The sequence below is a fragment of the Vibrio sp. 1874 genome, assembly GCF_033344395.1.
Taxonomy (GTDB): Bacteria; Pseudomonadota; Gammaproteobacteria; order Enterobacterales; family Vibrionaceae; genus Vibrio; species Vibrio alginolyticus.
In genome coordinates, this window is sequence record NZ_JAWPOR010000016.1 from 1 (window position 1) to 25871 (window position 25871).

The 25871-nt window shown below is 44.9% G+C and carries 37 protein-coding genes; 7 read left to right on the forward strand and 30 right to left on the reverse strand.

Translation table 11 applies throughout. The annotated features are described in order from the left end of the window. The 23 genes from R8N46_RS20355 to R8N46_RS20465 form a co-directional block, all read right to left on the reverse strand. A partial coding sequence (locus R8N46_RS20355) for a hypothetical protein (protein WP_318189664.1) occupies positions 1 to 353 on the reverse strand: 353 nt, incomplete at its 3' end. A 294-nt stretch (positions 354 to 647) separates the two neighbouring features. Beyond that, the gene (locus R8N46_RS20360; RefSeq protein WP_164368856.1) at positions 648 to 857 is read right to left on the reverse strand and encodes a DUF4236 domain-containing protein; all 210 of its coding nucleotides are present in this window, start codon (positions 855 to 857) and stop codon (positions 648 to 650) included. 44 nt (positions 858 to 901) lie between these two features. Continuing rightward, positions 902 to 1549: a hypothetical protein gene (locus R8N46_RS20365; protein ID WP_318098515.1), complete on the reverse strand. Its 648-nt coding sequence runs from the start codon at positions 1547 to 1549 to the stop codon at positions 902 to 904. Between the two features lie 14 nt (positions 1550 to 1563). Next, positions 1564 to 1881, reverse strand: a complete 318-nt coding sequence (locus tag R8N46_RS20370) for a hypothetical protein (protein ID WP_318098516.1) — start codon at positions 1879 to 1881, stop codon at positions 1564 to 1566. A 10-nt stretch (positions 1882 to 1891) separates the two neighbouring features. After that, positions 1892 to 2482, reverse strand: coding sequence for a tyrosine-type recombinase/integrase (locus R8N46_RS20375; protein ID WP_110097033.1), 591 nt, complete (start codon positions 2480 to 2482; stop codon positions 1892 to 1894). 65 nt (positions 2483 to 2547) lie between these two features. Next, positions 2548 to 3102 carry a hypothetical protein gene (locus tag R8N46_RS20380; protein WP_110097032.1) on the reverse strand — a complete coding sequence of 185 codons (555 nt, stop codon included), beginning with the start codon at positions 3100 to 3102 and terminating at the stop codon, positions 2548 to 2550. Positions 3103 to 3732: 630 nt separating this feature from the next. Beyond that, positions 3733 to 5451, reverse strand: a complete 1719-nt coding sequence (locus tag R8N46_RS20385) for a protein PacB (protein WP_110097031.1) — start codon at positions 5449 to 5451, stop codon at positions 3733 to 3735. After that, positions 5441 to 6607, reverse strand: a complete 1167-nt coding sequence (locus R8N46_RS20390; RefSeq protein ID WP_204330654.1) for a hypothetical protein — start codon at positions 6605 to 6607, stop codon at positions 5441 to 5443. Before R8N46_RS20390 ends, R8N46_RS20385 begins: the two co-directional genes overlap by 11 nt. A gap of 12 nt (positions 6608 to 6619) precedes the next feature. Then, positions 6620 to 7051, reverse strand: a complete 432-nt coding sequence (locus tag R8N46_RS20395) for a hypothetical protein (RefSeq protein WP_103412247.1) — start codon at positions 7049 to 7051, stop codon at positions 6620 to 6622. Next, on the reverse strand, positions 7038 to 7247 hold the full coding sequence (locus R8N46_RS20400; protein ID WP_103412246.1) for a hypothetical protein: 210 nt from the start codon (positions 7245 to 7247) through the stop codon (positions 7038 to 7040). The genes R8N46_RS20395 and R8N46_RS20400 overlap by 14 nt, the downstream gene beginning before the upstream one ends. Further along, entirely contained in the window at positions 7234 to 7632 is a 399-nt protein-coding gene (locus R8N46_RS20405) for a hypothetical protein (RefSeq protein WP_318098517.1), read from the reverse strand. Before R8N46_RS20405 ends, R8N46_RS20400 begins: the two co-directional genes overlap by 14 nt. Continuing rightward, entirely contained in the window at positions 7629 to 8237 is a 609-nt protein-coding gene (locus tag R8N46_RS20410; RefSeq protein WP_315972593.1) for a transglycosylase SLT domain-containing protein, read from the reverse strand. The genes R8N46_RS20405 and R8N46_RS20410 overlap by 4 nt, the downstream gene beginning before the upstream one ends. After that, positions 8128 to 8376 (reverse strand): hypothetical protein, encoded by a 249-nt coding sequence (locus R8N46_RS20415; RefSeq protein ID WP_110097029.1) that lies wholly within the window; start codon positions 8374 to 8376, stop codon positions 8128 to 8130. The genes R8N46_RS20410 and R8N46_RS20415 overlap by 110 nt, the downstream gene beginning before the upstream one ends. 292 nt (positions 8377 to 8668) lie before the next feature. Beyond that, positions 8669 to 9583, reverse strand: a complete 915-nt coding sequence (locus R8N46_RS20420) for a DNA cytosine methyltransferase (protein ID WP_318098518.1) — start codon at positions 9581 to 9583, stop codon at positions 8669 to 8671. Then, positions 9571 to 9855, reverse strand: a complete 285-nt coding sequence (locus tag R8N46_RS20425) for a hypothetical protein (protein ID WP_274021039.1) — start codon at positions 9853 to 9855, stop codon at positions 9571 to 9573. Before R8N46_RS20425 ends, R8N46_RS20420 begins: the two co-directional genes overlap by 13 nt. Further along, on the reverse strand, positions 9855 to 10619 hold the full coding sequence (locus tag R8N46_RS20430; RefSeq protein ID WP_318098519.1) for a hypothetical protein: 765 nt from the start codon (positions 10617 to 10619) through the stop codon (positions 9855 to 9857). Before R8N46_RS20430 ends, R8N46_RS20425 begins: the two co-directional genes overlap by 1 nt. 2 nt (positions 10620 to 10621) lie before the next feature. Further along, complete coding sequence (locus R8N46_RS20435) at positions 10622 to 11080, reverse strand: hypothetical protein (protein ID WP_274021041.1); 459 nt, start codon at positions 11078 to 11080, stop codon at positions 10622 to 10624. A gap of 11 nt (positions 11081 to 11091) precedes the next feature. Then, positions 11092 to 12843, reverse strand: a complete 1752-nt coding sequence (locus R8N46_RS20440; RefSeq protein WP_164368903.1) for a DEAD/DEAH box helicase — start codon at positions 12841 to 12843, stop codon at positions 11092 to 11094. Beyond that, the gene (locus tag R8N46_RS20445; RefSeq protein WP_164368905.1) at positions 12840 to 13241 is read right to left on the reverse strand and encodes a hypothetical protein; all 402 of its coding nucleotides are present in this window, start codon (positions 13239 to 13241) and stop codon (positions 12840 to 12842) included. Before R8N46_RS20445 ends, R8N46_RS20440 begins: the two co-directional genes overlap by 4 nt. 3 nt (positions 13242 to 13244) lie before the next feature. After that, entirely contained in the window at positions 13245 to 13973 is a 729-nt protein-coding gene (locus R8N46_RS20450) for a hypothetical protein (protein ID WP_318098520.1), read from the reverse strand. After that, positions 13970 to 14977 (reverse strand): nucleoid-associated protein YejK, encoded by a 1008-nt coding sequence (gene yejK / locus R8N46_RS20455; protein WP_164368909.1) that lies wholly within the window; start codon positions 14975 to 14977, stop codon positions 13970 to 13972. The genes R8N46_RS20450 and yejK overlap by 4 nt, the downstream gene beginning before the upstream one ends. 49 nt (positions 14978 to 15026) lie before the next feature. Continuing rightward, positions 15027 to 15539 (reverse strand): PadR family transcriptional regulator, encoded by a 513-nt coding sequence (locus R8N46_RS20460; protein WP_110097018.1) that lies wholly within the window; start codon positions 15537 to 15539, stop codon positions 15027 to 15029. Positions 15540 to 15634: 95 nt separating this feature from the next. Then, positions 15635 to 16810, reverse strand: coding sequence for a tyrosine-type recombinase/integrase (locus R8N46_RS20465; protein ID WP_110097017.1), 1176 nt, complete (start codon positions 16808 to 16810; stop codon positions 15635 to 15637). 171 nt (positions 16811 to 16981) lie between these two features. Here R8N46_RS20465 and R8N46_RS20470 point away from each other — a divergent pair, with 171 nt between their 5' ends. The 7 genes from R8N46_RS20470 to R8N46_RS20500 all read left to right on the forward strand — a co-directional run bounded on the left by R8N46_RS20470 (position 16982) and on the right by R8N46_RS20500 (position 20882). Next, positions 16982 to 17206 (forward strand): hypothetical protein, encoded by a 225-nt coding sequence (locus R8N46_RS20470; RefSeq protein ID WP_038195521.1) that lies wholly within the window; start codon positions 16982 to 16984, stop codon positions 17204 to 17206. Positions 17207 to 17282: 76 nt separating this feature from the next. After that, positions 17283 to 17480, forward strand: coding sequence for a hypothetical protein (locus R8N46_RS20475; RefSeq protein WP_103412236.1), 198 nt, complete (start codon positions 17283 to 17285; stop codon positions 17478 to 17480). A gap of 51 nt (positions 17481 to 17531) precedes the next feature. Beyond that, complete coding sequence (locus R8N46_RS20480; protein WP_110097016.1) at positions 17532 to 18722, forward strand: hypothetical protein; 1191 nt, start codon at positions 17532 to 17534, stop codon at positions 18720 to 18722. A 48-nt stretch (positions 18723 to 18770) separates the two neighbouring features. Next, complete coding sequence (locus tag R8N46_RS20485) at positions 18771 to 19367, forward strand: hypothetical protein (protein WP_103412234.1); 597 nt, start codon at positions 18771 to 18773, stop codon at positions 19365 to 19367. 10 nt (positions 19368 to 19377) lie between these two features. Next, positions 19378 to 20196 (forward strand): 3'-5' exonuclease, encoded by an 819-nt coding sequence (locus R8N46_RS20490; RefSeq protein WP_318098521.1) that lies wholly within the window; start codon positions 19378 to 19380, stop codon positions 20194 to 20196. 59 nt (positions 20197 to 20255) lie between these two features. Continuing rightward, positions 20256 to 20579: a hypothetical protein gene (locus tag R8N46_RS20495; protein WP_103412232.1), complete on the forward strand. Its 324-nt coding sequence runs from the start codon at positions 20256 to 20258 to the stop codon at positions 20577 to 20579. 57 nt (positions 20580 to 20636) lie between these two features. Continuing rightward, positions 20637 to 20882, forward strand: coding sequence for a hypothetical protein (locus tag R8N46_RS20500; protein ID WP_103412231.1), 246 nt, complete (start codon positions 20637 to 20639; stop codon positions 20880 to 20882). A gap of 47 nt (positions 20883 to 20929) precedes the next feature. On the opposite strand, the gene R8N46_RS20505 is transcribed toward R8N46_RS20500, so the two are convergent. The 7 genes from R8N46_RS20505 to R8N46_RS20535 form a co-directional block, all read right to left on the reverse strand. Then, positions 20930 to 21460 (reverse strand): hypothetical protein, encoded by a 531-nt coding sequence (locus tag R8N46_RS20505; RefSeq protein ID WP_233902835.1) that lies wholly within the window; start codon positions 21458 to 21460, stop codon positions 20930 to 20932. A 12-nt stretch (positions 21461 to 21472) separates the two neighbouring features. Then, the gene (locus tag R8N46_RS20510) at positions 21473 to 22012 is read right to left on the reverse strand and encodes a hypothetical protein (protein WP_103412230.1); all 540 of its coding nucleotides are present in this window, start codon (positions 22010 to 22012) and stop codon (positions 21473 to 21475) included. A gap of 679 nt (positions 22013 to 22691) precedes the next feature. Continuing rightward, positions 22692 to 23042 carry a hypothetical protein gene (locus tag R8N46_RS20515; protein WP_103412229.1) on the reverse strand — a complete coding sequence of 117 codons (351 nt, stop codon included), beginning with the start codon at positions 23040 to 23042 and terminating at the stop codon, positions 22692 to 22694. Between the two features lie 64 nt (positions 23043 to 23106). After that, entirely contained in the window at positions 23107 to 23895 is a 789-nt protein-coding gene (gene trfA, locus R8N46_RS20520) for a plasmid replication initiator TrfA (protein ID WP_103412228.1), read from the reverse strand. Then, positions 23886 to 24797, reverse strand: a complete 912-nt coding sequence (gene rdgC, locus R8N46_RS20525) for a recombination-associated protein RdgC (protein ID WP_103412227.1) — start codon at positions 24795 to 24797, stop codon at positions 23886 to 23888. The genes trfA and rdgC overlap by 10 nt, the downstream gene beginning before the upstream one ends. A gap of 27 nt (positions 24798 to 24824) precedes the next feature. After that, a complete protein-coding gene (locus tag R8N46_RS20530; protein ID WP_110097014.1) occupies positions 24825 to 25241 on the reverse strand; it encodes a hypothetical protein in 417 nt (138 codons plus the stop codon). A 188-nt stretch (positions 25242 to 25429) separates the two neighbouring features. After that, a complete protein-coding gene (locus R8N46_RS20535) occupies positions 25430 to 25711 on the reverse strand; it encodes a hypothetical protein (protein ID WP_103412225.1) in 282 nt (93 codons plus the stop codon). Positions 25712 to 25871: the final 160 nt, after the last annotated feature.

Consider the following 25871-nt stretch of genomic DNA (forward strand, 5'->3'; position numbering starts at 1 on the left):
CTAGAGGGTAAATTGAGAGGCAATTGATATTTATCCGATAAGAATCGCACTAAAGAGAGCTTCCATGTTAATCCTGAGCCACTTAACCCAGCATGATATGGTTGCCCTTTATCAGTAACGGCTCTTCGCTTACCTACCTCTTTGGGTAACTGCAGCGACTGCTCATCCAATAGCTGATTCACTTTGCTCCAATGCAAACCGCCTAACAGCTTTCCAATCACCCACGGCGGGAACGCATCATTATGCAAACATCGCCCTATGTACCAGAGCAGTTTATCACCGTAAAGATCCTGCGTCTCAGCTTCTTCAGTAGGATTACCTTGGGTCAATAACGCTTCAACTTGCTGACGCACCTCACGCGCTTTTACTTCACCTTCACGCTGCTTAGTTATCAGGGCGAGCGCATGAGTAGATTTTTTGTTAACGAAACAAGTTGAAAATGTAGCTGGAAGCTAATCTGCATTTTGGTATCCACACTTAGTCAGCCATGATTGATTGAAAATTAACCTCTATTTTTGATGGTTAGTATTTTTGCAGGTTAAATAATTGTAACTGTTAACAGGGTGGTAACTCATGCGTTCACCCTGGCTTAGTTATGGCTCTTTGCTTTTTCTTTTGAGCTGAGCGTTTATTTCTTTTATCTTTTTTCACGCCTTGTCCTTATTGGTATTCAGCGGCACTTTCTTTCTAAATGACAACCCTGTACCAACTAAAGAGCCGCTAAACCAAAGACCACGACGACCAATATTAAATTTAATAAATCGGTTTCCTATCGTTATTGAAAAATTAGACTTGGATATATTCACCCAAAGAAAAGGCAATACTTTAATTCTTTTTTGATACCGCAAACCTTTCATATTTACCCCTAACAAAAAGGCGAGATAATCCCGCCTTTAATATTCTATTTTGTTCGCCCTGCAAGTTCAGAGACTGCTTCCTCAAAAACACTACCTAACACATTGAGAGCTTGAGGAGAGATTGAACGTGCCGCCACTTTGTCTCCTTTAGGGGATAAAATAACGACCAACCGCTCGACCGATCGCTCCCATGGTCTAAGGTGTGTTTGCTGGTTATCCAGAATGAGAAACTTATACCCTTGCTGACGAGCACTATCTACAGACGCAACACCAAGCCCAGCAAGGCATTCAAAGAGCCACGATATAAACCTAGCCGCTTCTGTTTTATGATATTCCTCTCTCAATGAAGTCATATCCAACTGGAACATTTGCAGATCATCAACAGTAAATCGAGAGTCTTGGGCTGTGTTAAAGGTCACATGAATATCGCCCTCAGAGCCTTGGTCAGACTTTCCATGCAATATTCGCTTAGCCAACTGCAGATCAGCGTATGCCGAGTAAATAGCACTATCAGGCTCTCTTGTTCCCAAATAGCTTTCTGGCACCGCCATAGCTTGAGTAACTTTGCTCATCGTAGAAGACATTGCCGCTTGAATCGTAGTACGCCCGAAAGACGGAAAATCACTGGTTCTAATGGTGATCCCGCGCTCAGCTTCTTCAGCTACTACATGTGTATATACATTTCCTTTCATGACATCACCGCCAATCACTTCAATAACTGCCAACGAGAGCCGCAACCCTCACATTTTGCTCTTTTAGAGCCTGAGCGCGTTTGCTTTAACTGACCTCCACATGAGCCACAACGAACATCAGTAACTCTGCGAGTCATTGCCTCGTTGATTGCATCTACGTTAGAACGACGCTTTACCTTCGGAAGCAAACCAAGTGCTTTCAACACCTGACGATATTCTCTCTCAATCCACTTACCATCTGGCTCATGATGAAGACCATCGCCCATCATGTCACCAAGCTTAACTAACTGGCTGTGAAGGTGTGCCTTGGTGTCTTCGCTTAAATCTGACATCCATGCCTCCTTACAAACCAATTTCAATACTTAGGTAAACATCACGCACACGCTCATCTGTGATACCGATGTATTTGAACGTCTCTGTCACGCTTGAGTGATTAAACAGCTTTTGCAATACGTTGATATCGGTACCACGCTTATATGCGTGATAACCAAAGGTCTTGCGCAGTGAGTGGGTATTTAAGCTGTAATCAAGCCCTAGACTATCTTTTACATCAATCAGCTTGGTAGATATCCATTGACGACTAACGGGCTTAGGATCGCCCTTAACGCGATTCCCTGTAGCTTGGAATAGATAAATAGCTTCTGGATGATTGGACTTGAGGCGTTCCACGCACTGCATAGCTGTACGATTGAGAGTAAGACGCTTGGGTTTACCGGTCTTTTTCTCTTCTAGCTCTACATAACCAATGTCTTCACCTTCAAGCTGCATTGTCTTGATGTCATCAAACCTCAGCTTCAGCAAGTCACTAATACGCAGCGCCACGTTACAACCAAGCATAACTAACTCCGCTTCACGATGGTTTCCCCACTTTTTCAAGCGGTTATAGATGGCTCTCACGTCATCCAGATCTTTAATTGGGTCTACTTGTTTCATTTTTATCCCTCACAGTGCAGGAAGTCGAAATTACCTGCACTTGATCATGCTTTCGGTTATTTGCGTTACGCCGCTTGTTCTATTGCCAAACCAGACTCTGTTAAAGCTGCTTGTACCGCTTCAATAATGCGGACCATATAGGCGTATTTGTGAGGAACTCGCGTTGGGACAGTAATTGAACCAAAGTCCAAATACTCAAACTCTTCTTCGCTTTCAAAATCAGGGCATTTATAAGTGTCATAGCTATGTTCTGGTGCGTATTCTTCCCAATCTTCAATATCGTAAAGCGCACGAGCTAAGCTAGAGCCGATATGATTCATGCGACGGCGACCTAATATGTGCTCTCTAGCTAAGGGTAAGAAAGCGTCATAATCAGGCTCTTCACTACTTAATGCTCCGCACAGGTTAGAGATCAGGTAGCCCTCATCGCAGCTGCAGAAGAACTGCGCAATAGTTCTTCCACCCATGGCGCCCCAGAATGAAGACCAAGACTTACCGTAGCATTCAATGACAATCTTTCCTTTGCCAATTTCATAGTCTTCTAAAAAAACAGTGATTGGGTCGAGGGATTCAACCTCAGTAATGCGCAACTTAATCGCTGTGCTTTGTTCGATTTTCATGATTTTTTCCTTTGGTCGGGGTTACAAATCTAATTGCTATAACGAGAATATAATAAGATTATGTAAATCAATCAAGGGAAAGATAGGGGAATGTGAGAAATGACGGGCGTTTTCTTATTGCTAAAACGTGCTTTTAGCAATTAGGAAGCTAAAAAAATGCCCCGCATCCTTGCGAGGCTACCCTAATACCCTACTGGCAGTGCAATCTATACATTGGGATAGCAATGCTCGCTCTTGGCATGAGGTTGGGGGACGACAGCCAGTGTAAACACCACTTACCGAACCCCCGTGTGCAGCTAAGGGAAGCTACGCCATTGCAAACAATGCCCGTTCATCTTAGTGCGGTCACTACGCAGCCAACCACAACAAAAAAATGTTGGATATAAGAAAGCCCACTCACAAGAGCGGGCTTTGTCTTACACCGAGTTGAAAGAAGGAAGCTTTCACAAACGATAGTACGGACGCTTATGCGCTGGTACTACAACATTTTCTTGTTATCCTCGCCGCCTTACTAAGCCACACAATGGCGCAGCCATTGCCCGTAATTTAGACGATTAGGACCATTGTTCCTATGTAGTTAGCATGAGTATTTTTTACACAGGGTTATCCCCTTAATTTGGGGATAACCGCTTATGCTCGCTTATAAAACTTGAAGAACTCATCCAATCGCTCGATTTCCATCAAGCCAACTTGAGCGTACTCCTCCAAGCCGTCCTCTATCCAATCACCACATGCTGACTGTATCGCAGCTCTAACCTCGGGGTAATCTTCAGCAAGACACTCAACCACACCACCGCTTTCAATTGCAGCCACTGCCTGATCTGCTGGGCTTGATTCTTCCTCTCCCAGCAATGCCATTGCGTTAGCCAGTGCACTATCAGATTGACCGTCGCTTTGCTCGCCGGCAGGAATGTAATCCACCAACCAGAAGAATGCTGTTGCGTCGAAAATATCAGGAGACTTAATGCCCTCACTACGCAGCTGCTTCTTAGAGAACAGGCGCCAACGTCCCAACTCATCAAACTCATACGGGATCTTGACGAATTGCTTCTGCAGTTTCTTCTCAAACTGTTTCGTCTCACCTTTATGCAGCTTCAAGCGACCAGTATTCAACGCTTCCTTGACCATGACACACGCATAGTCTTTTTCTTTCGGGAATCGCTGTTTCACTGAGTTAGCATGTGGAGGTCTACCCCAGTGGATGCGAGTAACATTCACACCAAGCTTTTCACACTCTTGAGCAGTTGTCAGACCGTACCCGTCCGCATCAATACCAACAGTGATATTGGTGTAGCCAGATGTTTCTTGATGGATAAAGCGAGCAAATTGAACCCCATCCATATCTGCAGGTGCTTCGATAGCCTTAACGACCTCTACCTGTCGCTCACTACCAAAGCCACAAACCTTACCGATCTTGAGCACTGAGCTATCTCGACCTTCACCGCCTGCAACGTCGGCAACAGCCACCCATCCCCACTCATCAACGAACTCAATAACCGCCTCAAAGCCTTTATCGACCATGCTACGGGAGATCAGGAAGCCACTTGCATCATCAGGACACACACCAAGAACACGAATGCCATACTCAGGGCTACTCACACCCCCGTATTCGATACGTTTTTCTCGGATAAACTTGAGGTTAACAAACGGACTCATTTCACTATTAAGCGTGATAGCCGTGTACAACCCTTGCTCTGCCAATTCCATTTGTGAATCAGCAAAGTGACCAGTTGGGCGCGTAAACTGGCTAATGAGTAGCATTTTGTTGTTGTCTTCGGTCAATGCACCACGAAGCACTTCAAACGCTCGATCGGATACACCAGACGCTTCATCGACCACCACCATGTAATCCCTACGGTGCTGACCGGCTAAGCCTTCCTCATTGCCTTTTGAACATGTTTTCCCGAAAATTTGCCATACGCCCTTGTAGCCTTTCGCATAGAAAGACTTAGCTGTAATGACGAAGTACTGCTCCAACCACGGCTGACGCTGGCAGATCTTCACCCAAAGGCGCTTAATGTATGAGAAGACAACGTTAGTTACCTGATCTAAGGAGTTTGCCGTCAACATACACAGAGATTCTGGGTGTGTAATGATGAAATGAAGACACAAAGCTGCGGTTAGGTGAGACTTACCCGTACCGTGACCAGAAGCAACAGACACACGCGCCCCGACCGGAGTCAGGGCGTTAATGACTTCAATTTGCTGAAACGATGGTTCCATCCCGATAATGTCGTAGATGAAAGCCAACGGTCGACTTCGGTAGCTCGCTGCAAAATCCAGATAACGAGGATCCAGCGTAATAGCGGCGTGCTTATGCTTTTTGCGGCTTCGGTTTCTAGCTGCCATGACGGTCCTCAGCGTTTAACGCTTCCAACTCAGCCATACGTGCCGCTAAAAACTCTTCAGAGCTTTGCTGGTTGCCGAGCTGCAATTGTTTCTCGCGCTCTTCCACCAATTGAGGTGTAACTGCACCCGTTGGCAGTTCTGAATCGTCGTCATCACCTTCACCAAGCTCAAAGCGGATCTGAGCCAGTAGGTTAGGCGGAATATCTAACCCATTCGCACTGAGCATGTGCCCAGCGGTTAAAGCATCTATCTCTTCATTAGCCAACTGATTAAAGACTGTCGACTTGATAGCCAATTGCTCGCTATACGTTAATGTGCTGCCTTGAAGTAGCTTTTGACGCAGTGACTCCAAGTTGGCAACGCGCCCCATCCAGCGGTCAATGACAGCATCCCAATCCACACGTTTCATTTTTATCGTGGTACCAAGTGGACCTATGTTGTCTTCAAAGACTTCTGCACGCATTGCAGCATGGTTGAAGTAATCCGGCTTTTGAAAGTTAGGAAGCCCTTCTTCATCAGGACCAACAACAGGTGGAGGCTCATTCGCTGCTTCTTCGGCTCTTCTTGCTTGGTCTTCAGCAATTCGCTTCTCAATGTACTCTTGCTCCCCTTTCAATCGGAAAGCTTCTGCCAACTTGGCACGAGCCAACGCTAACTCATGATCAATACCGCCAGCAGCAGAGAATGCCGCTTCATAGGCTTCTGCCATTTCATCGGTTAGGTGTTGAGCGTACAGCCCGTGTTTACGAGCATTCGAATTACCAGCCTGACCACCTCTATTTCGTTTTGCACCAGCCTGAGAAAACGATCGATCACTATTGCGCGCGCGCTGCCCGTCAGAGTGATCATTATTACCATTAACCCTTTGTTTGTTATTGGTTTTACCGCCTTTTTTTGATGTGCTTTTGTTGGTATTACGATCACTTAAACGATCATTATTAAGATCGTTTTTACGATCACTATCGTGGTCAATCGGCGCATGATCGGATACTTCAATCTTGCCTTTCCGGTATTGGGTAATCGCACGGGTAAGAGAGCCGAGCGGAACCCCTTCATCTTCTGCGAAGTCTTTATTTTTGTACTTAGGGTCATCCTTCTGGCGCTGAAACAACAGCGCCAGTAGACTCGACCAATCGTAGGTGGACTTTCTAGCCATAGCTAACCTCTACTACTGTGCTGCCGCTGCTTCAGCAATACAGTGATCGCACTTTGCTAGTAATTCATTTTCTTGAAGTAACCTCTTGTTTATCTCCTCCAATTTCCCTAATCGCTGAGACATTTCAGTAACTTGGTTTTCCAACTTACTGCGCTCTCGCTCCCATTCTCTGCGCTCACTTTCCAACTGCTTTGAATACAGGTCCTCAATAGCCTTAACACGTCTATCAAGGTCTTCCTGCAACTGCTTCATAACCTTTTGCTGTAACTCCACAACAGACGTAGCCCCTTGAATCATGACCTCATCAGCCCGTTTCTCTTCGGTGGCGGCTTTGGCTTCATCAAGCGGCTTTTCCTGCCGTTTCTTCATAAAGTCCCAAAAACCAGCCCCAAGAACGGCAGTGATCACGGGCACTAGGTAGTCTTTAAGTTCAGTCAACGCCATCCTGTGAACCCTCGTCCTCTACCCATTCACGAAGCGACTGTTTATCAACGTTACAGGCTTTAATGACAGCTTCACGCTCAGCACTTTGAACGATGGCATCTTTAAAGCTTTCTCCCTTCAGCTGGGCATCAGGGCAGTCTTTCAGCCACTCTGGCGGTGGATATTGTTTCTCTACAACGGTTTTAATGACCGTCACTGTCTTTGGCGGTACCGCCGAGCAACCGGATAACGCTGTCAGGCATCCGAGTACGCAAACACGCAGACTCTTCCCCCTCATTGGCACTCTCCTCCTCAAGTTGAGCGAGTTTCCGTCCTAACTCGCTGTTACTCTTAGAAAGTTCACGCTCACGCTCTGCAGAAATCTTCCGCTCAAGGTCTCGCGCTTGCTTCATCTGAGTGATTTGCTCGTTGGACTGTTGCAATTCCTGCTTAAACTGGGCGTTAGTCTGCGCCAGCTTGGCATTCTCTTGCGTTTTGGCTTCTATCGTGGTCTCTAAGCCATTGATGGTGATGTACTGGACGCCTACGACGCCCAGTAACAAAGCCCCAATGAGACCACCTGCGGCATACACAGGGTTCATTTGAGCATCCTCATCTGCATCCAATACCGCCAGATACGCTCAACATAGGTCTTTGTCTCTTTCGAGTGATGCCCTGTTACCTGCGGAAGACACCGGATAATGTCTTTGTAAGGAGCGGGATTACCACAAAGCTTTTGAGCCTTGAGGATCCAGCCACACCCTGCGTTGTAACAAGCCCATGCGAGCGATAAGCGGTCCGACATTGGACGGGGGGACTGCCATACATTCAACCTGCCTGCCATGTAGTAAGCAGCGGCTTCAATGTTGTGCTCTGGGCTATGCACCGACACACCATTAAAACCAAGCTGCCCCGACACTTCAGCCCATGTTGCAGGCATAAACTGCCCCAATCCTGCCGCCCCGACATAACTGACAGCCTGCGGATCAAGAAGGCTCTCCTGATACAGTTGAGCCTTTAAAATCTCCATCCCATAGACCGCCTCATAAGCAGGAAGCCAGCGTTTAGCTGACTTCTTGATCTGAGCGTCATATTTGTCAGGAAAGGACGCTGCCAAGGAGGAAACAGGTACTACCGAACATAACGCACTGGTAAATAGCAACAGAGCGGAAATCACCCTTTTCTTTAGCTTGCGCAATCCAGTCATTTTTCACCCCGTCATCACCAAAAATAACCTTGCGCATCATGGTCATAACAACCAAAGCAAGGCACAAAAACACCAACTTCATACCGATACCAGTCAGAGCAGTAGCGCCCATCGTGAATAGATTGATTGATTCAGGCATAAGCCCTCCGATTTATTAACAAAAAGACAGCGTTAGCTGAGCCTGTAGTTTGTTTCGACGGGGGATTTATCGCATCAACACGTTTTTATTGACCTGCGGCGGACTAGAGCGTGAATCCTCCTACACAATAGATTCACTCAGGCTATGCAAAGCCACGCCACACAAGGGATTGAGGAAATAAGAAGCAAAACAGAGATTACGCGCCAGTCTCATTTTTTATCTGGCTTTTCTGGTGAAATTTAGGCATAAAAAAACCAGCACTCTGGCTGGTCTTTAATCAATAACACGCTAGTTAAAGTGACAACATCACATTCCTAGTAACCTCTCTAGCCATAACAGGCGGTACCGCGTTGCCTATCATCAGCTTAGTTTGGGTCTTCGATTCCGGAAACTGATAATGCTCAGGGAACGTTTGTGCCAAAGCCTGCTCCCTTATAGAAAGCGGTCTTATCTTGTCTCCCATAACCAATGAGTGCTTATTATTCGTGGTAACAGTACCTAACGGTTTATTTATGGACCGCCCTCCCTTTTCAGTGCCATATGCAGCATCTAAAAATATGTCGCCATGCTCTTTTCGACCATTCATCACTCGATTTTGAGTAGCTTCAACCCTATTACAAACCAAGTCCCATTGATAACCAGCCGGATTTAAATCAAGGAATGATTTAGCCGGCACATGTTCAACCTTAGGTATGTTTAACTCGATCGGGTTCTTACTGCGAGTTGCCACAATAAAGAGTCTAATTCTGTTTTGCGGCACCCCTAGATCAGCTGCGTTCACCACGTTTAGAGACAAACTGTAACCTAGCTTTTCCATAGCCATTGACCATGGTTCAAATAACTCCCACCTTTGAAAGTCTAAAACGTTTTCAATGATAGCTACTGGTGTTCTATGAGCTTCTAAGCAACTAACAACAGCCCAAGCGGTTGACCTACTTAAATCAGCTTTAACAGTCTTCCTCTTGGCTCCTGCTGCTCTTGAATGACCTTGGCAACAAGGCGAAGCGAATACTATATCGTGCTCTGGAACCAAGCCCCAATCAGCTTGATGAAGATCTTGGCAAACATGCTTCGCTTCTGGATGGTTTTTAGCGTGAAACTCAACAGCAACAGGGTTATGGTTTGCAGCCCAAACTACGTTAACACCCGCATCTTTGGCGCCAGTGGTTGTGCCACCAGCGCCAGCAAACAAGTCTATTCCTCGCATTCGCCACCCTGTCGCTTAAAAGACTCTTCCAAGCTTCTTGTCCGGTCTTCGATAGGGTAATTAGCACCTAAACTATGCGCTACAGCCTCGGCTTGTGCCTTTATATTCGCATTGCTCGTGTGAGCGTAGTCGTAAAAAAATGAGCAGTACGTGAATGGCTTGCTAACTCCATCATCATGCTGAATCATGACGTGTTTTGCTCCCGTAATATCTGATTCAATCCAGACTTTACGGCGAAATACCTTTACTGCTTCCACCACTTCAATACTCATTATACGGCTCCCTCCTGTTGTTTTAGCTCTTCAACAACCAATGATATGTTCTTGTTGATGACCTCGAACTCTATTACCCAAACATACGGGTTAGCATCCCAATCGCTATAAATGCCATTCCATAGATTTTTGAACCACGTAACCGGCTTTTGGTACCAACTCAAGCCAGACTCAACAGCCATACGCTGACATTCTTCATCAGTTGGCATTCCCTCAAGAACAGCTTGTGCTTCAGTAATATCCTGAACCTGTTCAATACGGACATCCGTTACCTTTAATGTGATTCTACTTGCTGCTTTTGGCATGTGAATTGACGGGTGCCATGCTGATATTTCTTCTTCAAAATCATCACACCAGCGCATTTCACCATCAGCACGATAAATTACGTTCCCTGTGTAATAGCCCTTGCCGTACTTCAGCTCTCTTACTGGTAAAGCTGGTCTATCTGGCGTCCATTCAACCATATTGCCGTCTTCATCAAATGAGTGATTCACAACGCCCCACGTTTCACGAACCCAAACTAGATCACCAACAAAGCAGGGAGCAGTAACAAGATCTGACTGAGGGAAATCAGTCCCTACCCCTCGACGTATTAACGCGCCCCACTTGCCCTTTTTAGGATGAGAACTGGTGATTTTTGATGGTTTGCGGTCATGAAGCTCCCAGCCATCAGGGATAACTAAGGGACGACGAGTTACTAACTTTCGCCCGTCCAACAACGCATTAACCATATCGGCAGTAAATGGAAGGTATGTTTCTTTCATAGTTAACAACCCTCCAAATCAATTAACTCAACTTCAATACTGGATAAGTTAGAAAAGCTGTCACAACCATTTAGCGACACACAATTGAACCCATTGCTTTTACAAATCACGTCATTCATCTTGCTTGTCAGATCGTCTTTTTCAAACCATTCATCTTTAACAACCGAAACAACCAGATCGCGCAACTCTTTTACATCCTCACTTAGCTGAGTTCGAAACCCATCCATTGAAAAATGCACTTGCCCATTTTCAACCTCTCCCTCTTCCAAAGAATTAACCGATACACGATCACATTCATCAGCCAGCTCTAACAGGTATTCGATAAATTCTGGAGTCTGCCAATAACCTAAAACTTCGCCATCTTCCTTAACTGCACGGTCAGAACCTTTTCTTGTTTCTCTCAGTGCTGCTGCCACTTGTTTCAACGCCACTTCTGGCTTGTTATTCAATAGTTTTTCCATATCCTTAGCACCTAAATAACTTCTCTAAGCAGCTCTACGTCTGCATCGTTGAGCGATTTCGCTTTCTCTGGCACTTTCACGCCACGGCTTGCCAAATAGTTCTCTGCAAGCTTTTTGATACGGTCTGTATCTACCTGCTTACCAACCACCTTAGAACCTGGGTCTTGGATGCCTCGGGCTTGTGATGATTTCACACCTAAGATAGAGAGGATTTCCGGATCACTGCCGTATTGAGTCACTGCATGAAACACAAACACTGAGTCTTCCTGCCCGTCACGGTCCAAACGACCAATGCACTGGGTCATAACCTGCGGACTCCAATCCTCTTCACCAAAGATGACCGTTGAACAACGATGCTGAATGCCGTCAGTACCTGCCCCAGAACGAAGACTCATAATCAAAAGGTCTGACTCACCATTGATGAACGCTTTCTTGTTTCGTTCCTTCTGGGTTTGACTCTCAGAGCCGGTATAAAACAGAGGATTAAGGTCTGCGAGGTCCTTAGCCCATATGTCATAAACGCCCCTATGCCAGCCAAATAGAACGACAGGGGTTCCAGACTCTATAAACATTCGTACATAGGCAGCGACACTGTGAGCCTTTGCTATGCCCGTCATTTCGCGCATCTTGAGGTCAAAGTCTCGTGCTGCTTGTCCTCGTTCAACATAAGAGCCGGATAAGGTTTTCACCGCTAATTGCTCGGCTAACACTTCCATATCAGCAACTTTCTTCATGTTTGGAGCCACCCACTCAATATGCGGCTCTAACTGCTTAGCAACCTGACCAACATCTGCCTTCGTGCGACGAATAAGTACTCTTGACTCTCTCAAGTACGAACCAAGCGCATCAGGGTCCGCCACAATCCCCTTATCGTTGGCGACTCCATAATCACGAGTACACCATTCACGCAAGAACTCATCACGACTACCTAGCACTTCTGGCTTAATCATGTTGCTAATATTGAAAGCTTCAATGCCGTAGTTGTAGATAAGCGTTGCTGTTAAACCGACAACCATTGATACGTTCTGGTTGATAACAAACGCCGCCATACCTCGCTGGCTTTCCTCTCCACGTCTTAGCTGTTGAACTTCGTCATATACGATGGCTTTTACCCATCCTGCGGACAATACATCTACCCATGACGACAGCTGACTGTACTTAAAAACATAGATATCAGCTTGCGGCAGCTTGTATGGCTTATTGCCTTTCGCTTTATGGACCGATAGGTTGATAAACTCAGCTGCTTTTTCACACCACTGATCTTGTAAGTGCGGCTCCACCACAATTACCAGTGGTAAAGCATCAGGAAGTAGACCTACCCCCAAACCAAGGTATGTCTTACCTAGACCAACATCATCAATAACCAAAAGACGCTTAACCGATTCGAGCAGATCAAGCCCAACTAATTGATAATCACGAAGCGACTGATTAGGCATTAATCCTGCGCGTACTGCAGGCGTGTAATCAGGAAGCAAAATAGAGTGCGCCTCTTCCTGCTTCTTATGGTATTCACGACTGCGTTTTTTTAAGTACCTTAGATCTTTATCAGACGCTTTTAGTGCATACCTCTGAGTAAACCAAAGAAGATCTGCCGCCACTTCTTGAGAGTCCTGAAGCGAAAACAACTTTGCTTGATGCTTTGGGATCTTAGGGAAAAGCTGTTTAAGGCGTATTGCCACATGAGGCTCGATATCCACCAGCTCCCAACGAGTATCAGAACGGCGCAACGCTCCAAAGGTTCGATTAATCACGAGTTTGCTCATAGCCCGTTCTCCCCTAAGTGATAAAAGCGCGTTGGCTTACCCTCAATTTGTTCTGGCAAACCTTGCGGTCTCGCTGTAGCCAATATCAATCCAGAGATTTCAGGATTCAGGCAGTAGCGCTCACACTGACGATAAACGCCCATCTTGTTCCAAGCCTTAGATGCTTTGACTTCCAAACCGATCCCAGAATTGGGAAAGAAGAAGTCGATGATGCTACGACCATCAGATAAACGATATTCACGCTCAAATCGAAGCCCTAGATTAGAGAAGTGCTCCTCTAAGTACTCTTGGCATACTTTCTCATCCGCAAACTCATATTTGCCTTTGCGAAGTATGGCGATCAAGGCTTCAAGCTTATCGTTGAGGCAGATTGACTCTGCCCCGACTTTGTTTTGCATGGTTTAAGCCTCCAAACGCTTCATACAGGCTTCCAGCGCTTCGCCTTCCACCTTGCCAACTACTTTGAAGTGCTCACGCTTAACGGTCGATTGCCAGCGCATATCGGCGCCATGGGACACCAGTACAAATGGCTCAACAGACGCAACCACAGCGTTGTCATAGCGGCTATAGCCACTTGCTAACTGGTAATCTGTCTTTATTGGCTCCACCACATCACCAACAACCACCTTGCGCAGCTTGGCTTCCTCAAACTTGATTAAGCGGCGAGAGGTATCATCGTCTGCAGTTCCTGCCATTTTTACGCAGTACTTTGCAGGGTCATATTCATAAATACGGTCGATTACGCCATGATTAGGACCATCAAAAGAATGAACACAAAGCTCTGTTCCAAGTTCGAAAGGAGGCACAGGCTGGTAAGTTTCAGCCCAGTCCTTAATAGCATCACGATGAATTTCTTGGATGTAGCTATCAACCTGCTCCATATCATCAACAAACATTGAATCAACGTCCCAGCCACCATAACTATCCATATCTTTAGCTAAGTCATAAGCATCAACACCACTGTAGTAATGCTTGGCGATATCTATTGAAAACTGCTCAGCTTCATCTTCATCAACACGAGCTAAGTGACCGCTTTGAACCGCTTTTAATGCGCCGGCTTTTTTCATTTCATCGGTCAGCTCTGGACGTGGTGGAATTTGCTCACCATTAGCATTGAATAGAGGGTTCATTTAGCACCCCCTTGACGAGACAACTGATCACGCAGGTTAGGCGGGGTTCCCTTGATGGTAAGAGTGTCGGTTTCCGCATCATAGAAAACACGCTCGCCTAGTAACAGCGCGTCAAAGGTAAGATTGATGCCGCCACCAGCACCAACAAACTTTGTAAGCTTACGAACACAGGCAGAATCTACAGGAAAGCTTTCTTCTAGTTCATAACCCTGATCTTGGGTGTAATTCACGAACGAACCCACGTCACCGAAGTCTGGCAGCTCACCTGACAGCTCTTTAACGCAAACTTCTTCACCAAGTTTCTTTTGTCCATTGCAGTAATCATGAACTTGCTTCTTAACGGACATCTTTTCTTCGCGGTCTAACTTCGCATCCGCACAGAAATCTTCAACCGCCTGCATGAGAACTTGGTTTTGTTGCTTTGCATCGAAGCCAACTTCTGCCTGCAGAAAATCAAGGAAGAAGTCTGACACCTTACGACCTACACGCCCTTTGATGAATGATAGGTAGCGATTTGATTCTGTATCCGTTTCAAATGTCGACAGGTCCACTACAGCGGCAAGATCCATCTTGGCAATATCCAGATAAGCCGTAGCACTTAGGCTTAGGTTATCCATTACGGTCATACCAGAGTTAGATGAAACTAAGCCCACCAGTAAGTAATCAGTTGCCAATGATTGATACTGAGCAAAAACGAGTGTGCCCTCATCAGCAAATGGGTATTTGCTTAGTTCATTTTTAAGTCGGACTGCGCCTGTCTTAGAGAACTCATAGAAAGGAGCATTACCTTTACGGCAATCAATTAACCACTGCTTGAACTCACTATCCGACTGAAATTGTCCGTAGCCCTTGGTTTTACCCGAATAAGCGCGATGAAGCTCTTCTACTAGCGCTTCATACGCAGGCTGGATTGGATGATGGTGATTACCGTAGTTAACCGTCAATTCGTCTTGTTCGTTTTTAACCAACTGGTGTAGAGCAACTGCATTCAGTGAAATACTCATTGGGTTTCCTTCTTTGTGTGATTTAAAGGGTTTTGGTCAGGGTCTGTAATTAAGCAGCCATACGCTTAGAGTCTTGCAGGTACTCCAAGACTTCTACGCAATAGCTTTCTTCAGCGCGATTGATATAGATCTCACGCTGCATTGAGATTCGTTCTGACGGGAGTTCAGTTTCTTCTAAGAGCTGCTCGGTCTTTTGGATCTCAGTTCTTAACTGCTCCAATAGCTCTTCAAAATACTTTTGATTACCCACGTTCAACATGACAGTACGAATGCTGTGCAGGGACTTAATTGAAGGGATGGCGCTTTCTACCGCCTCATTGAGCTTGGCAATTCCATCATTGGTCAGCGAATAAACCTTACGATCGGGCTTACCTTTCTGCGGCTCATCTTTGCAAGCCAGAAAACCATCATCTGCGAGCTTATTCAGGGAGCGATAGATTTGTTGGTGGGACGCACGCCATACATGGCTAGTGCTCATCATTTTTGTCAGGTCATAGCCTGTCGCCGTTTTATGCTCAGATAGCAAAGAAAGCAGGTGGATATTCAATTCGTTTAACAGCATTTCGACACTCCTTTTTTAGAAAGTGGAAACACCATATAATAAAAACCTGTACATTGTACAGGATTATTTATTTTTAAGTGGAATTTTTGAGAAGATTAGAACGGGAATCCCTGTTTCTTTAGCCAGTCGTGGTACTCGCTAAGGGCTTCTTTCATCTTGTGTTCGACGTGAGTATGGATATAAGTCTTATCCAGCTTGCTAAGAGCATGGTTCAACAACATTTCACCCACCATGTAATCCACACCAAGATCAGCCCAGACCGTACGCGCTACTTTTCGTAAGTCGTGCGCTGTCCAATTGCTGGCTGAAATGCGCTTAATTTGAGTGCTCGCGGTACTAGCAGGAACACATTGACCACTACGATCATCGTTAGGGAATAGAAATTGCCCTGTGTAACCCTTGGATTTTTGAGCATTCCGGTAAGCATCAAGCAAAGCTTTAACTGGCTCAGTCAAAGGTAAGCGGTGCGACTGCTTCGTTTTGGTGTGCTCTGCAGGTAGGTACCAATAATCACCATCTATATGGGACCACTTAGCCTGACGTGTTTCGCCTATACGGGTACCAAATAGCAACATCATGAAAATCAGCATTCTGGTGCTGTAGTGACAATCCACCAGCGAAGAAAGTACCGCTGGAATATCCGACGCTCTGATTTGCGCATCCTTGGGATTGATGCGTTTTTGAATGAAATCAGTGAACTGAAGACCAGCCAAAGGATTGGTACTAATACGGTTTTGCTTGGAGGCAAGCTTAAATGCCGCTTTCAGTGCGGAAAATATCAATCTGACGTTAGATAAGGAGTATTTACTTTGAAGGCGCCAGATAAGCGCATCGTCTATGCAAGCATGGTTCAACTCATCAATCAGCTTATCACCCAGCATAGGGATCAGGTGCTTATTGATAACGGACTTCACCGTGGCTTTACGCTTTTTAGATAACTCACGATCTGATTGCGCTCTATCGCAGTACCACTCAAGCAGATCAGAAACGTTCTGGAAGCCGCTGATCTCGATATTCGCTTCAGGGTTCAGCGTTAACTCCATCACTATGCTAGGCAAACGCTCTTTTACCAGTGATACAGGAACCGCCGGATAACCACCTAGTGGGTGATATTTCTTACCTTTTCTCAGATACCAAGTGCCAGTTTCTAACCCTTTATGCGGACGCAACAATACCGTGGGCTTGGACGAAACTTTGATTTCGTAACCCTCAGCGGTTTTTAGCGCTCGCTTAACGGATGATTCGGAAAAACTGACTGTAAGTGTCTGCATTAAGAGTCCCAACGGCTGAGTGACTTTTTACCTCTGGCTCAACCTTTTTAAAAAAATCCTGTACATTGTACAGGATTTAGATATATATTGGCGTCGTTAGCACGAAGAGAGCTAACTGTCTCGGTGACGTTAACACCAGATTTTCTAACTATCGACAACAGGAAAATGTTGATGACAACACTACAAAGACATGCAAACGGAGATGGGAAGCACAAGGTAATAGTGCTTTCAGCGCACTTTCAGGGAAATACAGCAAACAACCTGACGCGACACCAGTTCGCAGATTTCCACGCTGATGCCCAAAGGTTGGCTGATGAAATTGATGGTGAATTTAATCTGACCGGCAAAAAAGCCGATGGAAAGAGATTCAAGCTAAGAATTAAGCCGAAATTTTGAAAGGTTGGCGTATCGCCCCGACCAAAGATTGATACGCCATAGTCTACACACCACACAGGAAGAAGGATCCCAAACAATGGACAATCAACAGTTATCCAGAATGGAACGCTCAGAGCGCCTGTTAGCTGCTCACTGTTTTCTTATGCGTAAACCAGTTCCCTATTCTATGCGCCTCAAGAAGTCGCTGCAAGCAAAGCTCACGCGCATTGATCAGAAGCTCGAAGTTTATATCGACAAAATCTGGAGCTTCCTAAATAGCTCTATGCAGCCATAAGCCATCATCCCGTTTATTACTACCGAGTTTAAAAATTGAAGGAGAAGTAGAATGACAACCGAGAAAAGCACCGTAGCGATTGCCCTACAGTCCGCTCTTAACCCTGCTCGTTACCAGCTAGGCATTGCTGCAGACAAAACGGAAGGTCTTGCTCACACATCTGTAAACGCTGCAATCACCATGATTGATCAAATTGAGCAAATCGTTATTGAGCAATACAACATTGAAGTTGATGACTTTAATTCGCTTTGTGATGAGCTTGAACAAACGCAAGAGAGCTTATCCAAAACAGAAAAAGCACTAGCGGATCTTCGCTCTAACCTTGACGAGCTTGAACTTGAAGCCAAAAAAGCCACTGCAGAAGCGGAACGAGAAAAAGCTCAAGCTAAACTCACTCAAGCCAATGTAAAAGATAAACTGGCAGAGCTTAAACGCCTGCAAGATATGCAGCCTGAGCAAATGAAAGCCCGTATAGCTGCCCAGCGTAAAAAGAACGACGAAAAACAAAAGCTATTAGAAGAGCAGCGCATCAAGATCCGTGATCTTAAAAATCAGCTGGTGGACACAGAGACTAAGAAGAACGTCATGGTCCAAGCCAACACGCAACTTACTGAAGAGCTAAACGAAGCTCGCTCTCGATTAATGCACAAAGACGGTGACGTTATCAATAAGGTATTTGTTGGTAGTGATGGCATATTGAAGTGCTACATCCATGTGTTTGAGTATGGTTTATCATTCCGACCAGAAGCAAAAACCATCAAAATCATTAACGACCTTGACTGGTATTACGAGGTTAAAACCAACCACGGGCTAAATATCACTGTTTCCGTGACAGACTGGCTACAACCTTTCTACCCTCCATGCGATTACTTAGCTGACCGTTGGCCAACTGACATTCATGACGCTTTGCATGAACTCATTATCAACCGCATCGAGATCACCCACCCCCACCTCATTGAACGTATGGAGTGGGCTAAAGAAACGTACCTAGAAGATGCTGAGTTGGATCCTAAGCATCTTGAAGTACTAAACAACGCTGGATTCCAAAGTCTATACAGCGTTCTTCACATTCCACCTCACCGCCTACTTGCCATCGTTAAAGACAAAGCCGGTGACGCATCGAAAGGATTCGGAGAAGCAGCTGTGAAGCAAATCTACTCCAAGCTGGACAAGTTAGTAGACCAATGGCAACGACAGCATGATTGCTGGTCAGACCTAAATCGCCAACCTAAAGCCGCTTAACGAACAACAGGCTGCGGCAAAGGTCGCAGCCACCAGCAGGAAATTACCATGGATAAAAATATCAAAATACTCATTCCTGAAGCACTACCTGAATGGACCGATCGAGTTCATAACGGACCAATGAAAGCAGTTTGGAACCGTGACAACGATAACTTGCCAACGTTGGAGCTAACCCCTCCACAAAAAGGTCTCAAATCTGAATTTATTGATGGTGCTTGGTATTGGGTTGTTGGCTGTGAGAAGTGTTTAGGCTCATCAAAGGGCTGGGATTACTTTGTCTGTGATGAGCACAACATTTGTATTGACTGCAAAACTAATCGTTCTGAAGTCATAGGGACTGTCTGGGGAACAAAAAATGGCTTTAGATGCGATCCATGCCAAACCGCCCTTTCCCTCAAACTAAAACGAGAAGCACTGGAAAAGGTTGCAAGTGACGATTATGACGAATGGGACTACAAGAACAATGATGAGATTGTCTGCCCTCATTGTGCCAGCAGCTACGAACCAGACGAACCATCGGACGGAAAAGAAACGTGTGATATCTGTGGCGGCGAATATGAGTTAGAAATTGAATACTCAGTCACTTACTCAACCACTGTTGTGGGCGAGAGAATTACCTTAGATTCATTAGACATTGAAAAATAGAGATAAAGCCATGATCTTACCAACACTTGAATACCTAAAAAGCATCAAATCAAGCCCAGTAATCCATGTAGCCGACATCGAAACAGGCTCTATAGGTCCGAATACGCACATCTTCTCAGCTGCCGTTGTAACTGTTGATTTATATCAGCGCCGAATCATCAACCAAACCTACATGTTGATCAGCGATGAGGGGCAAGAAAACCGCATCAAAGACGACATCAACCAACCAAACAGCACAATGGCTTTCTGGGAAAAACAAAAAACTGAATCACCAGAAGCGTATGCGGAACTATTTTCAGCAGAGAAGCAAGAAGAACGCTTATCTCTTCCTGAAGCTCTCCATCAAATTGCTTACTACATTAAGGAAAACACACCAGAGGGCACTAAAGCTCAGGTTATGGGGAACGGTCCAGAATTTGACAACGTTATCCTATCACACGCTTATGAAGAAGCAGGCATTGAGCAACCTTGGTATTTCCGAGGCAATCAATCACTACGCACCGCCTGTTTGCTAGGTCGACTGTTACTTGGCATTGACCCTAAATACACACTAGAACGCAAAGGTCCTCTTCATCATGCGCTATATGATGCTTTGCACGAAGCTGAATACCTTATCGAAATCACATCATCACTGATCACTGAAATCACAAAAGGGCATAACGTTGTCGCTATGGAGACTGAACAGCAAGAAATGTTCAAAAGCTCCCTGCTCAAAGCCCTTGGCTATCAACAGAACTCAGATAAAGAGTTAGTGGACCTGTTAGCAGAAGTTGAATTTAACAGAAAAGCGCTTCACAACGGCGAAGCTGAAGCCTGCGCCTGCCGATAACCCTACCATTGATTGACTGGTGCCCTCACAGATGAGGGTACCAAACAACGGAACTCAAAATGGAAGATAACGACAACATTGTTAAGTTTAAGAAAATAAAACAGCCTCCTTCTGATAAGCCCATCTTTAAAGAGACTCAGACGTATCGAAGACGATTGAAGTGTCCACACGGTGATTTTACGATTGATGAGTCTAATGAAACGATAGAGTGTGGCTTATGTGGTGAGCTATTAAGCCCTATGTGGGTTTTAAAACTTTTAGCTAATGAAAACTCTAACCTGTACTGGCAATGGCTAAAAATGCAAGAGAACGTAGAAAAGACACGCAACAAAATGCGTTGTAAGTGCCAGCATTGTGGAAAAATGACCGCCATTCAGCGTTAACCTGTACTTTGTACCGCCTGAGTGTTATTTTCTACGAAACACTGACGGAACGACTTAATGACCAATAACGAAAAACTCAAGATCATTCAGAAACACTTCAAGCTTAAAGCGCAAGACGTGGCTGACATTTGTTACAAGACAAGTGTTAACACTATTTGGGCATGGCGAACAACCCCAGACAGCGTTCGCTTCAGAACAATGAACGATGGTGAATATGCGCTATTGGTTAATTGGCTGGTAAAAAACGAACGCATTGTCGATGAATCTGAACTTGACGAACTCTTTCAAGAAGACACCAATTAAGTATCTAACGGGTATTAATAGTATACCCGTTAGATATTCATTCGACATCAACCAGATACTCTATCCTTAATCGCCCTCTCAAGCATTGCCAAGGCTGAACCGTCCTTAATCATTTTGGCATCCACTCGAAGAACGCACCAACCAAGAATTGCCGCCTCTCCATACTTAATGCAATCCTCATGAAAACCTGTAGGCGTTAAGTGCCTCGATTTTTGAGTAACCGCCTTACCTGTCCCTGAATCCATTCGCTTCTTTCCATGGCTATAAGTGCCACCTTCGATCTCTACGGCAACCTTGTGGTCTTTCCATGCAAAATCAAACCTCCAGCGTCGCTTAGGATGAAACATCAATTCATCCTTACCCCAGAGTGGCATAGGAAGCCCCGCAGCTTTAACCTGCATAGCAAAAGACAATTCCAACCCACTAGGACCTTTGTCCCCTTTCCGCTTCACAGGGACGGTTTTAAGCGGCTTCCCGTTGGTTCTTTTGGGTGCTTTAGCTTGTTTATATTTCCTCAATGCTTGACCAGCAAGGATATTGCCGGCTTTTGCCATATTTTCCAGTTGTGTTTCAGTCATAAGATCCAAATTCTACAGATAGGTTTCTATCGGTTTATTCTTGAATCCAGCCATTTCCAATAAACACCGCCAGTTAGCATAATCAATACTTCGACTCTCGCCGTCTTCAGCAATCCAATACCTAACCCCTCGGGAACTTCGACCTAACACTCGACCAATCATCTCACCGGAGATCTCACAGCCTATTTTCTCCCCAGAACGGAGTAAGATTGCAGCTTTCAACCCCTTAACCATGTATGTTGTCGGAGCTTTCCAGCGCTTATAGGGTATTTCTTGCGGCATAGCCCACGCTACCCAACGACGGATCTCTTGCTCTTCTCGATCGACATTCCAACTAATACCAACACTTGTGTTAAATCGCCCATACGGCACCACATCAGGATCACTTGACTGCAGGAACACATAACCTTGCTTACCAAGCATCTTCTTGCACAGCTTGAAGTACATTTGCTCAGCTCTAACAGGATCATCCGTTTCCACGCAGTGCAACCAATTGGCTTTGTTTGTTATATGGCTGTCTTCACTCCAATAAACTTGAAATGGTTTACTCATGGCATAGCCCTCCCTTAACAATCACATTATAGGCACAGAGTTCCTACAAAGTCAGCTGACGTTCTAATCCCTCCCCTATAGCCTTGCAGGACCTTTGCAATAGATAGTGATGCAATGGCATTCATGAGCATAGAAACGTTGAATAGCGAGGCACTGACACAGCCTAACAAGACGAAATCACAAAAGATCCTATTAGATCTCTATCTGTATTTGGATGAGCTGTTTCTTTCCATCAATTTAAAAATTAAAAAATCTCTCTTTATTATTTCTTTATTTAATAGGTTATAAGATGGCTTATTAAATGGTTATATATGGTTATAAGATGGTTGTTGGGCTTTAAAGTTGGACCAAACAAGAAACGTAAGTTCATGTTTTAACAATGAAATAAAATCAATCTGGTATCTCGACTTATGCTTTGCTAGTATCTCGATTTATGCAAAACGGCATCTCAACTTATGCGTTTGGGTATCTCGATTTATGCAAAGTAGTATCTCAACTTATGCGTTTGGGTATCTCGATTTATGCATTTTTTCACTTCAATTCCACTGTATATACAGCACTTATCCCACTGTATATAAACAGCTTTTCCACAAATAAAAGCACCACTAAACACCTACCATTTAGGCATAAAAAAACGGCACTCTCTTTCAAGAATGCCGTTTACGGTCGGTTAATTAAATCAGTAAGAATGTCTGACGATGTGGTTTCTCATTCCGTGGTACATAGCGGTGCTTAGCACTACCATGCACAGCACTAATACCGCCCCCCATACCACCAGCGACCAAAGAGTGATAAACGAAACGATGAATACTGTCGCAGGCTTTTTAAGTTGGCGTCGGTGATAGCGTCGTGTTAACTGATCAGCCTTTTGAAATTTGAGGTACATCTTGGGGACGGTGAACAGCACAAGAGCTGCACGTATGGCTATGAGCGTGATAGCAAAAGTAACCAGTTCAGGCTCGCCGGCTGAAAATCCAAACCAGCCTAGCAGCAAAGGAATGAGGTTAAAAACAATGAATATCCAATTCACAATAAGACCTTATCAATAAAAACGCCCCTGAAATACGGGGCGTTGTATCCGAACAGTATGAGCGTTACTTACGCAGAATCCGATCTGACTCTTTATCTATGTAGGCATCAACAATACCAGCTGCTTTGAGCAATTTAAGTGCTGTCTTCAACTTTTGACGAAACGTTTTCAAATCGCTCGCCTTAGAACCACAGCTATGCATCACTTTTTCTACTGACACAGCGTACTTGTTGTTCGCTTTATGGCTGGCAAAATAAAACTGCAACCATTTTGCTATGTTGTTGTTCTTTAGTACCTGACGACGTTTTAGATCGATTCTAGCAAAACCAGAAGAAGTGAAAAATTTCACCAACTCTACGGGTAAACGATAATGCCAAAAGCGTGCCATTGCACCATTTACGTCTTTATATTCGAACGAGTCTACCAAATTAAAGTTAAATCGGTGTTGAATTAGATCGCCTTCTTCTCTTCGAGTGATAAGACCTTCAATATTTGACTGGCTTAATCGACGCATACATTGCAGTAGTCTTTCATAGTAAAAAGGCGTTCTAGCCCAGCCTAAAGACTTCATTAACTCTGCTCGTTTGAATTTCAACTTACCTGATAGGTCTGCATTGCGTGCATAGTGAAGAAGTTCCAGATACACATCTAGATCATCTTGCCTTAGCTCTGGTCCTACGAACTGCAGTTCCATCGGCGTATGACTACCATCAAGCAATCCCAGTAAAATTGGCTTTGTGTAGTATCGACGCTCTTGTGAAGTGCCAACGGTGAATAGCGCATATCGCGCTAATTCATTAGGTAGGCAGCGAACGGCTTTCGCCCATGGTTTTTCAATTAGCTTTACTGACATGTCGCTACCCCACCCAAAGCATCAAACAACTGAGGCAGGAAGGCATCAAACTCACCAGCAAACAGAACCATATCAGCATCAAATCGCTGAGCGACATCTTCTCTCGCAATATCGTCATTTTGGTCGGTCAGTTCGTCAGAAAACTTTAATCGCTTTAAGCTGCCATCATCCGACAAGATGAAGTCAACACGATCTTGCCAGTTGACTGCCAGCTTCGTTACTACTTTGTCAGCTTCAATGTGTGACTGAATTTCTTCAGAAGTCAGCTCTTGTTGTTTACAACGGATTTGACCGCCATCTTCTAATACTGATTTTAGCTCTGCTTCCTCAAGCAATGAAAAACCGCTAGGAACTTCACCAGTCTTTAACCAATCAGTCAGAGTTACCTCAATCGCAGACGCAAACGTAACAGGAACCACCGGCAAAGAGCCGATTGTTTTTCTTAGCAGGGCTAAAACGTCTTCCGCTTTCTTAAAGCTGCTGGCATCAACAAAAAGCAATTCTTTTTTAGGGCAAATCCAAACATAAGTGGTATTGGTTCGTTTAAATGCTCGTGGTAGCAAATCAATGACGACATCATCCTTAATGTTGTCTTTCTCTTTTTTCTTGAGAGGTCGACCTTCCGCAGCTTCAAGAGCATCTATGCGCTCATTTACTTCCTCTTTGATGACCGATGCTGGCAACATTTTCTCTTGAAGACGAGCAGCAAGCAAAATCCAATCAGCACCGACATGCAATAGCTGATCGCTATGTTTACCCATTACTGGCGCCCACCCAAACTTCCGTTTGTCTTGCTCACCGCATGGAACGAACGCAAATTCAGACAGTTGCTCACTTAGTTGGTCGGGAGTGAGTTGAACTGTCCGAGAAAAGCGATAAGCCATGATATTTTTAGGCTTCATACTCTGGGATCCTTCTTTCTTCTGGTATTACTTTTTTTGAGTTGCAGCTGCAAGCTCTGCTTCCAACTGGCTTAGAATGGTGCGTTCTGAGCGCAGCGTTATTTGAGCACTGGTTAGGCGCTCACTTTGCTGTTCGATTTCGCGGCGAAGTTGTTCAGGATCACGAGGCGCAGTTTGGGAAATAAACTGATGCTTGTTTTCTCGAAGCTGTTCAAGGAATGGGCTATGACAGTCTTTATTGGCAGCATCAATATTAATCGACTCATAAGCTTGAGGATTAACACGACGGCAATACTTGTGAAGGATTTCGCGGCAAGCGGCATACTTCATACCGTTTACTGCCGCGACATCTGCGGTTTTAGCGCCCTTTAGAATGGCGCACGCAATTTGTTCTTCTTTTCTGAGTGAGATTTCACGCTCTTGATTTGTCTCGGTCTTGTCCATTTCGATTTCAGCCTTCCAACGTCACCGCTAAGCCGTGGTACCGCGCTCTACTTCAAAAGCGCTTTTGGTTGCCACAACAAACTTTTATCTTTTTGTTGTGCACTGTTTACCGTTTTTAGCGATGGCGAGAAACAACAAAAAAATGTTGTTTAATCTTTTCTCGACTGGATCAAAACTTCGCAGATCAATCAGGTTTCAAACTCGATATCTCCAGACTCAACACCTTTAAGCACTTGCTTACCTTTTTCGGTGAGAGTGATCAAAGTTGGAGTACGGCGCATGGCTGGTATCTGCTTTCTTTCAACAGCGACCAAGCCTTGCTCTTTTAGCGACTCAAGTATCTGGTTTTTCTCTGCGGCTTTGATACCAGCATTGACATTAAGGCGTCGAGTGAGGTCGGTCATGGCAATGGTGTTCTTTTTCTCTTTCTTGAGAATAACAAGAACACGTACCTCAGCGTTTTTTAGCATGTTGATATCCATCAAATTTGTTATCTAGTTGACGATTATCGCCATGCTACATGAAGGATGCACACTTACCAATCACCAACTTACTCTTCACCGTTAGTTAGAACGCATTAAATTACGTCAATAATTACGTTTTTAATTACGCTATTGATTAACATACATC

What these genes read in the sequence shown, in the direction of transcription:
- R8N46_RS20360 (WP_164368856.1), bottom strand. Translation starts at nt 857, where the DNA reads ATGAAAGGTTTGCGGTATCAAAAAAGAATTAAAGTATTGCCTTTTCTT.
- R8N46_RS20365 (WP_318098515.1), bottom strand. Translation starts at nt 1,549, where the DNA reads ATGAAAGGAAATGTATATACACATGTAGTAGCTGAAGAAGCTGAGCGC.
- R8N46_RS20370 (WP_318098516.1), bottom strand. Translation starts at nt 1,881, where the DNA reads ATGTCAGATTTAAGCGAAGACACCAAGGCACACCTTCACAGCCAGTTA.
- R8N46_RS20375 (WP_110097033.1), bottom strand. Translation starts at nt 2,482, where the DNA reads ATGAAACAAGTAGACCCAATTAAAGATCTGGATGACGTGAGAGCCATC.
- R8N46_RS20380 (WP_110097032.1), bottom strand. Translation starts at nt 3,102, where the DNA reads ATGAAAATCGAACAAAGCACAGCGATTAAGTTGCGCATTACTGAGGTT.
- R8N46_RS20385 (WP_110097031.1), bottom strand. Translation starts at nt 5,451, where the DNA reads ATGGCAGCTAGAAACCGAAGCCGCAAAAAGCATAAGCACGCCGCTATT.
- R8N46_RS20390 (WP_204330654.1), bottom strand. Translation starts at nt 6,607, where the DNA reads ATGGCTAGAAAGTCCACCTACGATTGGTCGAGTCTACTGGCGCTGTTG.
- R8N46_RS20395 (WP_103412247.1), bottom strand. Translation starts at nt 7,051, where the DNA reads ATGGCGTTGACTGAACTTAAAGACTACCTAGTGCCCGTGATCACTGCC.
- R8N46_RS20405 (WP_318098517.1), bottom strand. Translation starts at nt 7,632, where the DNA reads ATGAACCCTGTGTATGCCGCAGGTGGTCTCATTGGGGCTTTGTTACTG.
- R8N46_RS20410 (WP_315972593.1), bottom strand. Translation starts at nt 8,237, where the DNA reads ATGACTGGATTGCGCAAGCTAAAGAAAAGGGTGATTTCCGCTCTGTTG.
- R8N46_RS20415 (WP_110097029.1), bottom strand. Translation starts at nt 8,376, where the DNA reads ATGCCTGAATCAATCAATCTATTCACGATGGGCGCTACTGCTCTGACT.
- R8N46_RS20420 (WP_318098518.1), bottom strand. Translation starts at nt 9,583, where the DNA reads ATGCGAGGAATAGACTTGTTTGCTGGCGCTGGTGGCACAACCACTGGC.
- R8N46_RS20425 (WP_274021039.1), bottom strand. Translation starts at nt 9,855, where the DNA reads ATGAGTATTGAAGTGGTGGAAGCAGTAAAGGTATTTCGCCGTAAAGTC.
- R8N46_RS20430 (WP_318098519.1), bottom strand. Translation starts at nt 10,619, where the DNA reads ATGAAAGAAACATACCTTCCATTTACTGCCGATATGGTTAATGCGTTG.
- R8N46_RS20435 (WP_274021041.1), bottom strand. Translation starts at nt 11,080, where the DNA reads ATGGAAAAACTATTGAATAACAAGCCAGAAGTGGCGTTGAAACAAGTG.
- R8N46_RS20440 (WP_164368903.1), bottom strand. Translation starts at nt 12,843, where the DNA reads ATGAGCAAACTCGTGATTAATCGAACCTTTGGAGCGTTGCGCCGTTCT.
- R8N46_RS20445 (WP_164368905.1), bottom strand. Translation starts at nt 13,241, where the DNA reads ATGCAAAACAAAGTCGGGGCAGAGTCAATCTGCCTCAACGATAAGCTT.
- R8N46_RS20450 (WP_318098520.1), bottom strand. Translation starts at nt 13,973, where the DNA reads ATGAACCCTCTATTCAATGCTAATGGTGAGCAAATTCCACCACGTCCA.
- yejK (WP_164368909.1), bottom strand. Translation starts at nt 14,977, where the DNA reads ATGAGTATTTCACTGAATGCAGTTGCTCTACACCAGTTGGTTAAAAAC.
- R8N46_RS20460 (WP_110097018.1), bottom strand. Translation starts at nt 15,539, where the DNA reads ATGCTGTTAAACGAATTGAATATCCACCTGCTTTCTTTGCTATCTGAG.
- R8N46_RS20465 (WP_110097017.1), bottom strand. Translation starts at nt 16,810, where the DNA reads ATGCAGACACTTACAGTCAGTTTTTCCGAATCATCCGTTAAGCGAGCG.
- R8N46_RS20470 (WP_038195521.1), top strand. Translation starts at nt 16,982, where the DNA reads ATGACAACACTACAAAGACATGCAAACGGAGATGGGAAGCACAAGGTA.
- R8N46_RS20475 (WP_103412236.1), top strand. Translation starts at nt 17,283, where the DNA reads ATGGACAATCAACAGTTATCCAGAATGGAACGCTCAGAGCGCCTGTTA.
- R8N46_RS20480 (WP_110097016.1), top strand. Translation starts at nt 17,532, where the DNA reads ATGACAACCGAGAAAAGCACCGTAGCGATTGCCCTACAGTCCGCTCTT.
- R8N46_RS20485 (WP_103412234.1), top strand. Translation starts at nt 18,771, where the DNA reads ATGGATAAAAATATCAAAATACTCATTCCTGAAGCACTACCTGAATGG.
- R8N46_RS20490 (WP_318098521.1), top strand. Translation starts at nt 19,378, where the DNA reads ATGATCTTACCAACACTTGAATACCTAAAAAGCATCAAATCAAGCCCA.
- R8N46_RS20495 (WP_103412232.1), top strand. Translation starts at nt 20,256, where the DNA reads ATGGAAGATAACGACAACATTGTTAAGTTTAAGAAAATAAAACAGCCT.
- R8N46_RS20500 (WP_103412231.1), top strand. Translation starts at nt 20,637, where the DNA reads ATGACCAATAACGAAAAACTCAAGATCATTCAGAAACACTTCAAGCTT.
- R8N46_RS20505 (WP_233902835.1), bottom strand. Translation starts at nt 21,460, where the DNA reads ATGACTGAAACACAACTGGAAAATATGGCAAAAGCCGGCAATATCCTT.
- R8N46_RS20510 (WP_103412230.1), bottom strand. Translation starts at nt 22,012, where the DNA reads ATGAGTAAACCATTTCAAGTTTATTGGAGTGAAGACAGCCATATAACA.
- trfA (WP_103412228.1), bottom strand. Translation starts at nt 23,895, where the DNA reads ATGTCAGTAAAGCTAATTGAAAAACCATGGGCGAAAGCCGTTCGCTGC.
- rdgC (WP_103412227.1), bottom strand. Translation starts at nt 24,797, where the DNA reads ATGAAGCCTAAAAATATCATGGCTTATCGCTTTTCTCGGACAGTTCAA.
- R8N46_RS20530 (WP_110097014.1), bottom strand. Translation starts at nt 25,241, where the DNA reads ATGGACAAGACCGAGACAAATCAAGAGCGTGAAATCTCACTCAGAAAA.
- R8N46_RS20535 (WP_103412225.1), bottom strand. Translation starts at nt 25,711, where the DNA reads ATGCTAAAAAACGCTGAGGTACGTGTTCTTGTTATTCTCAAGAAAGAG.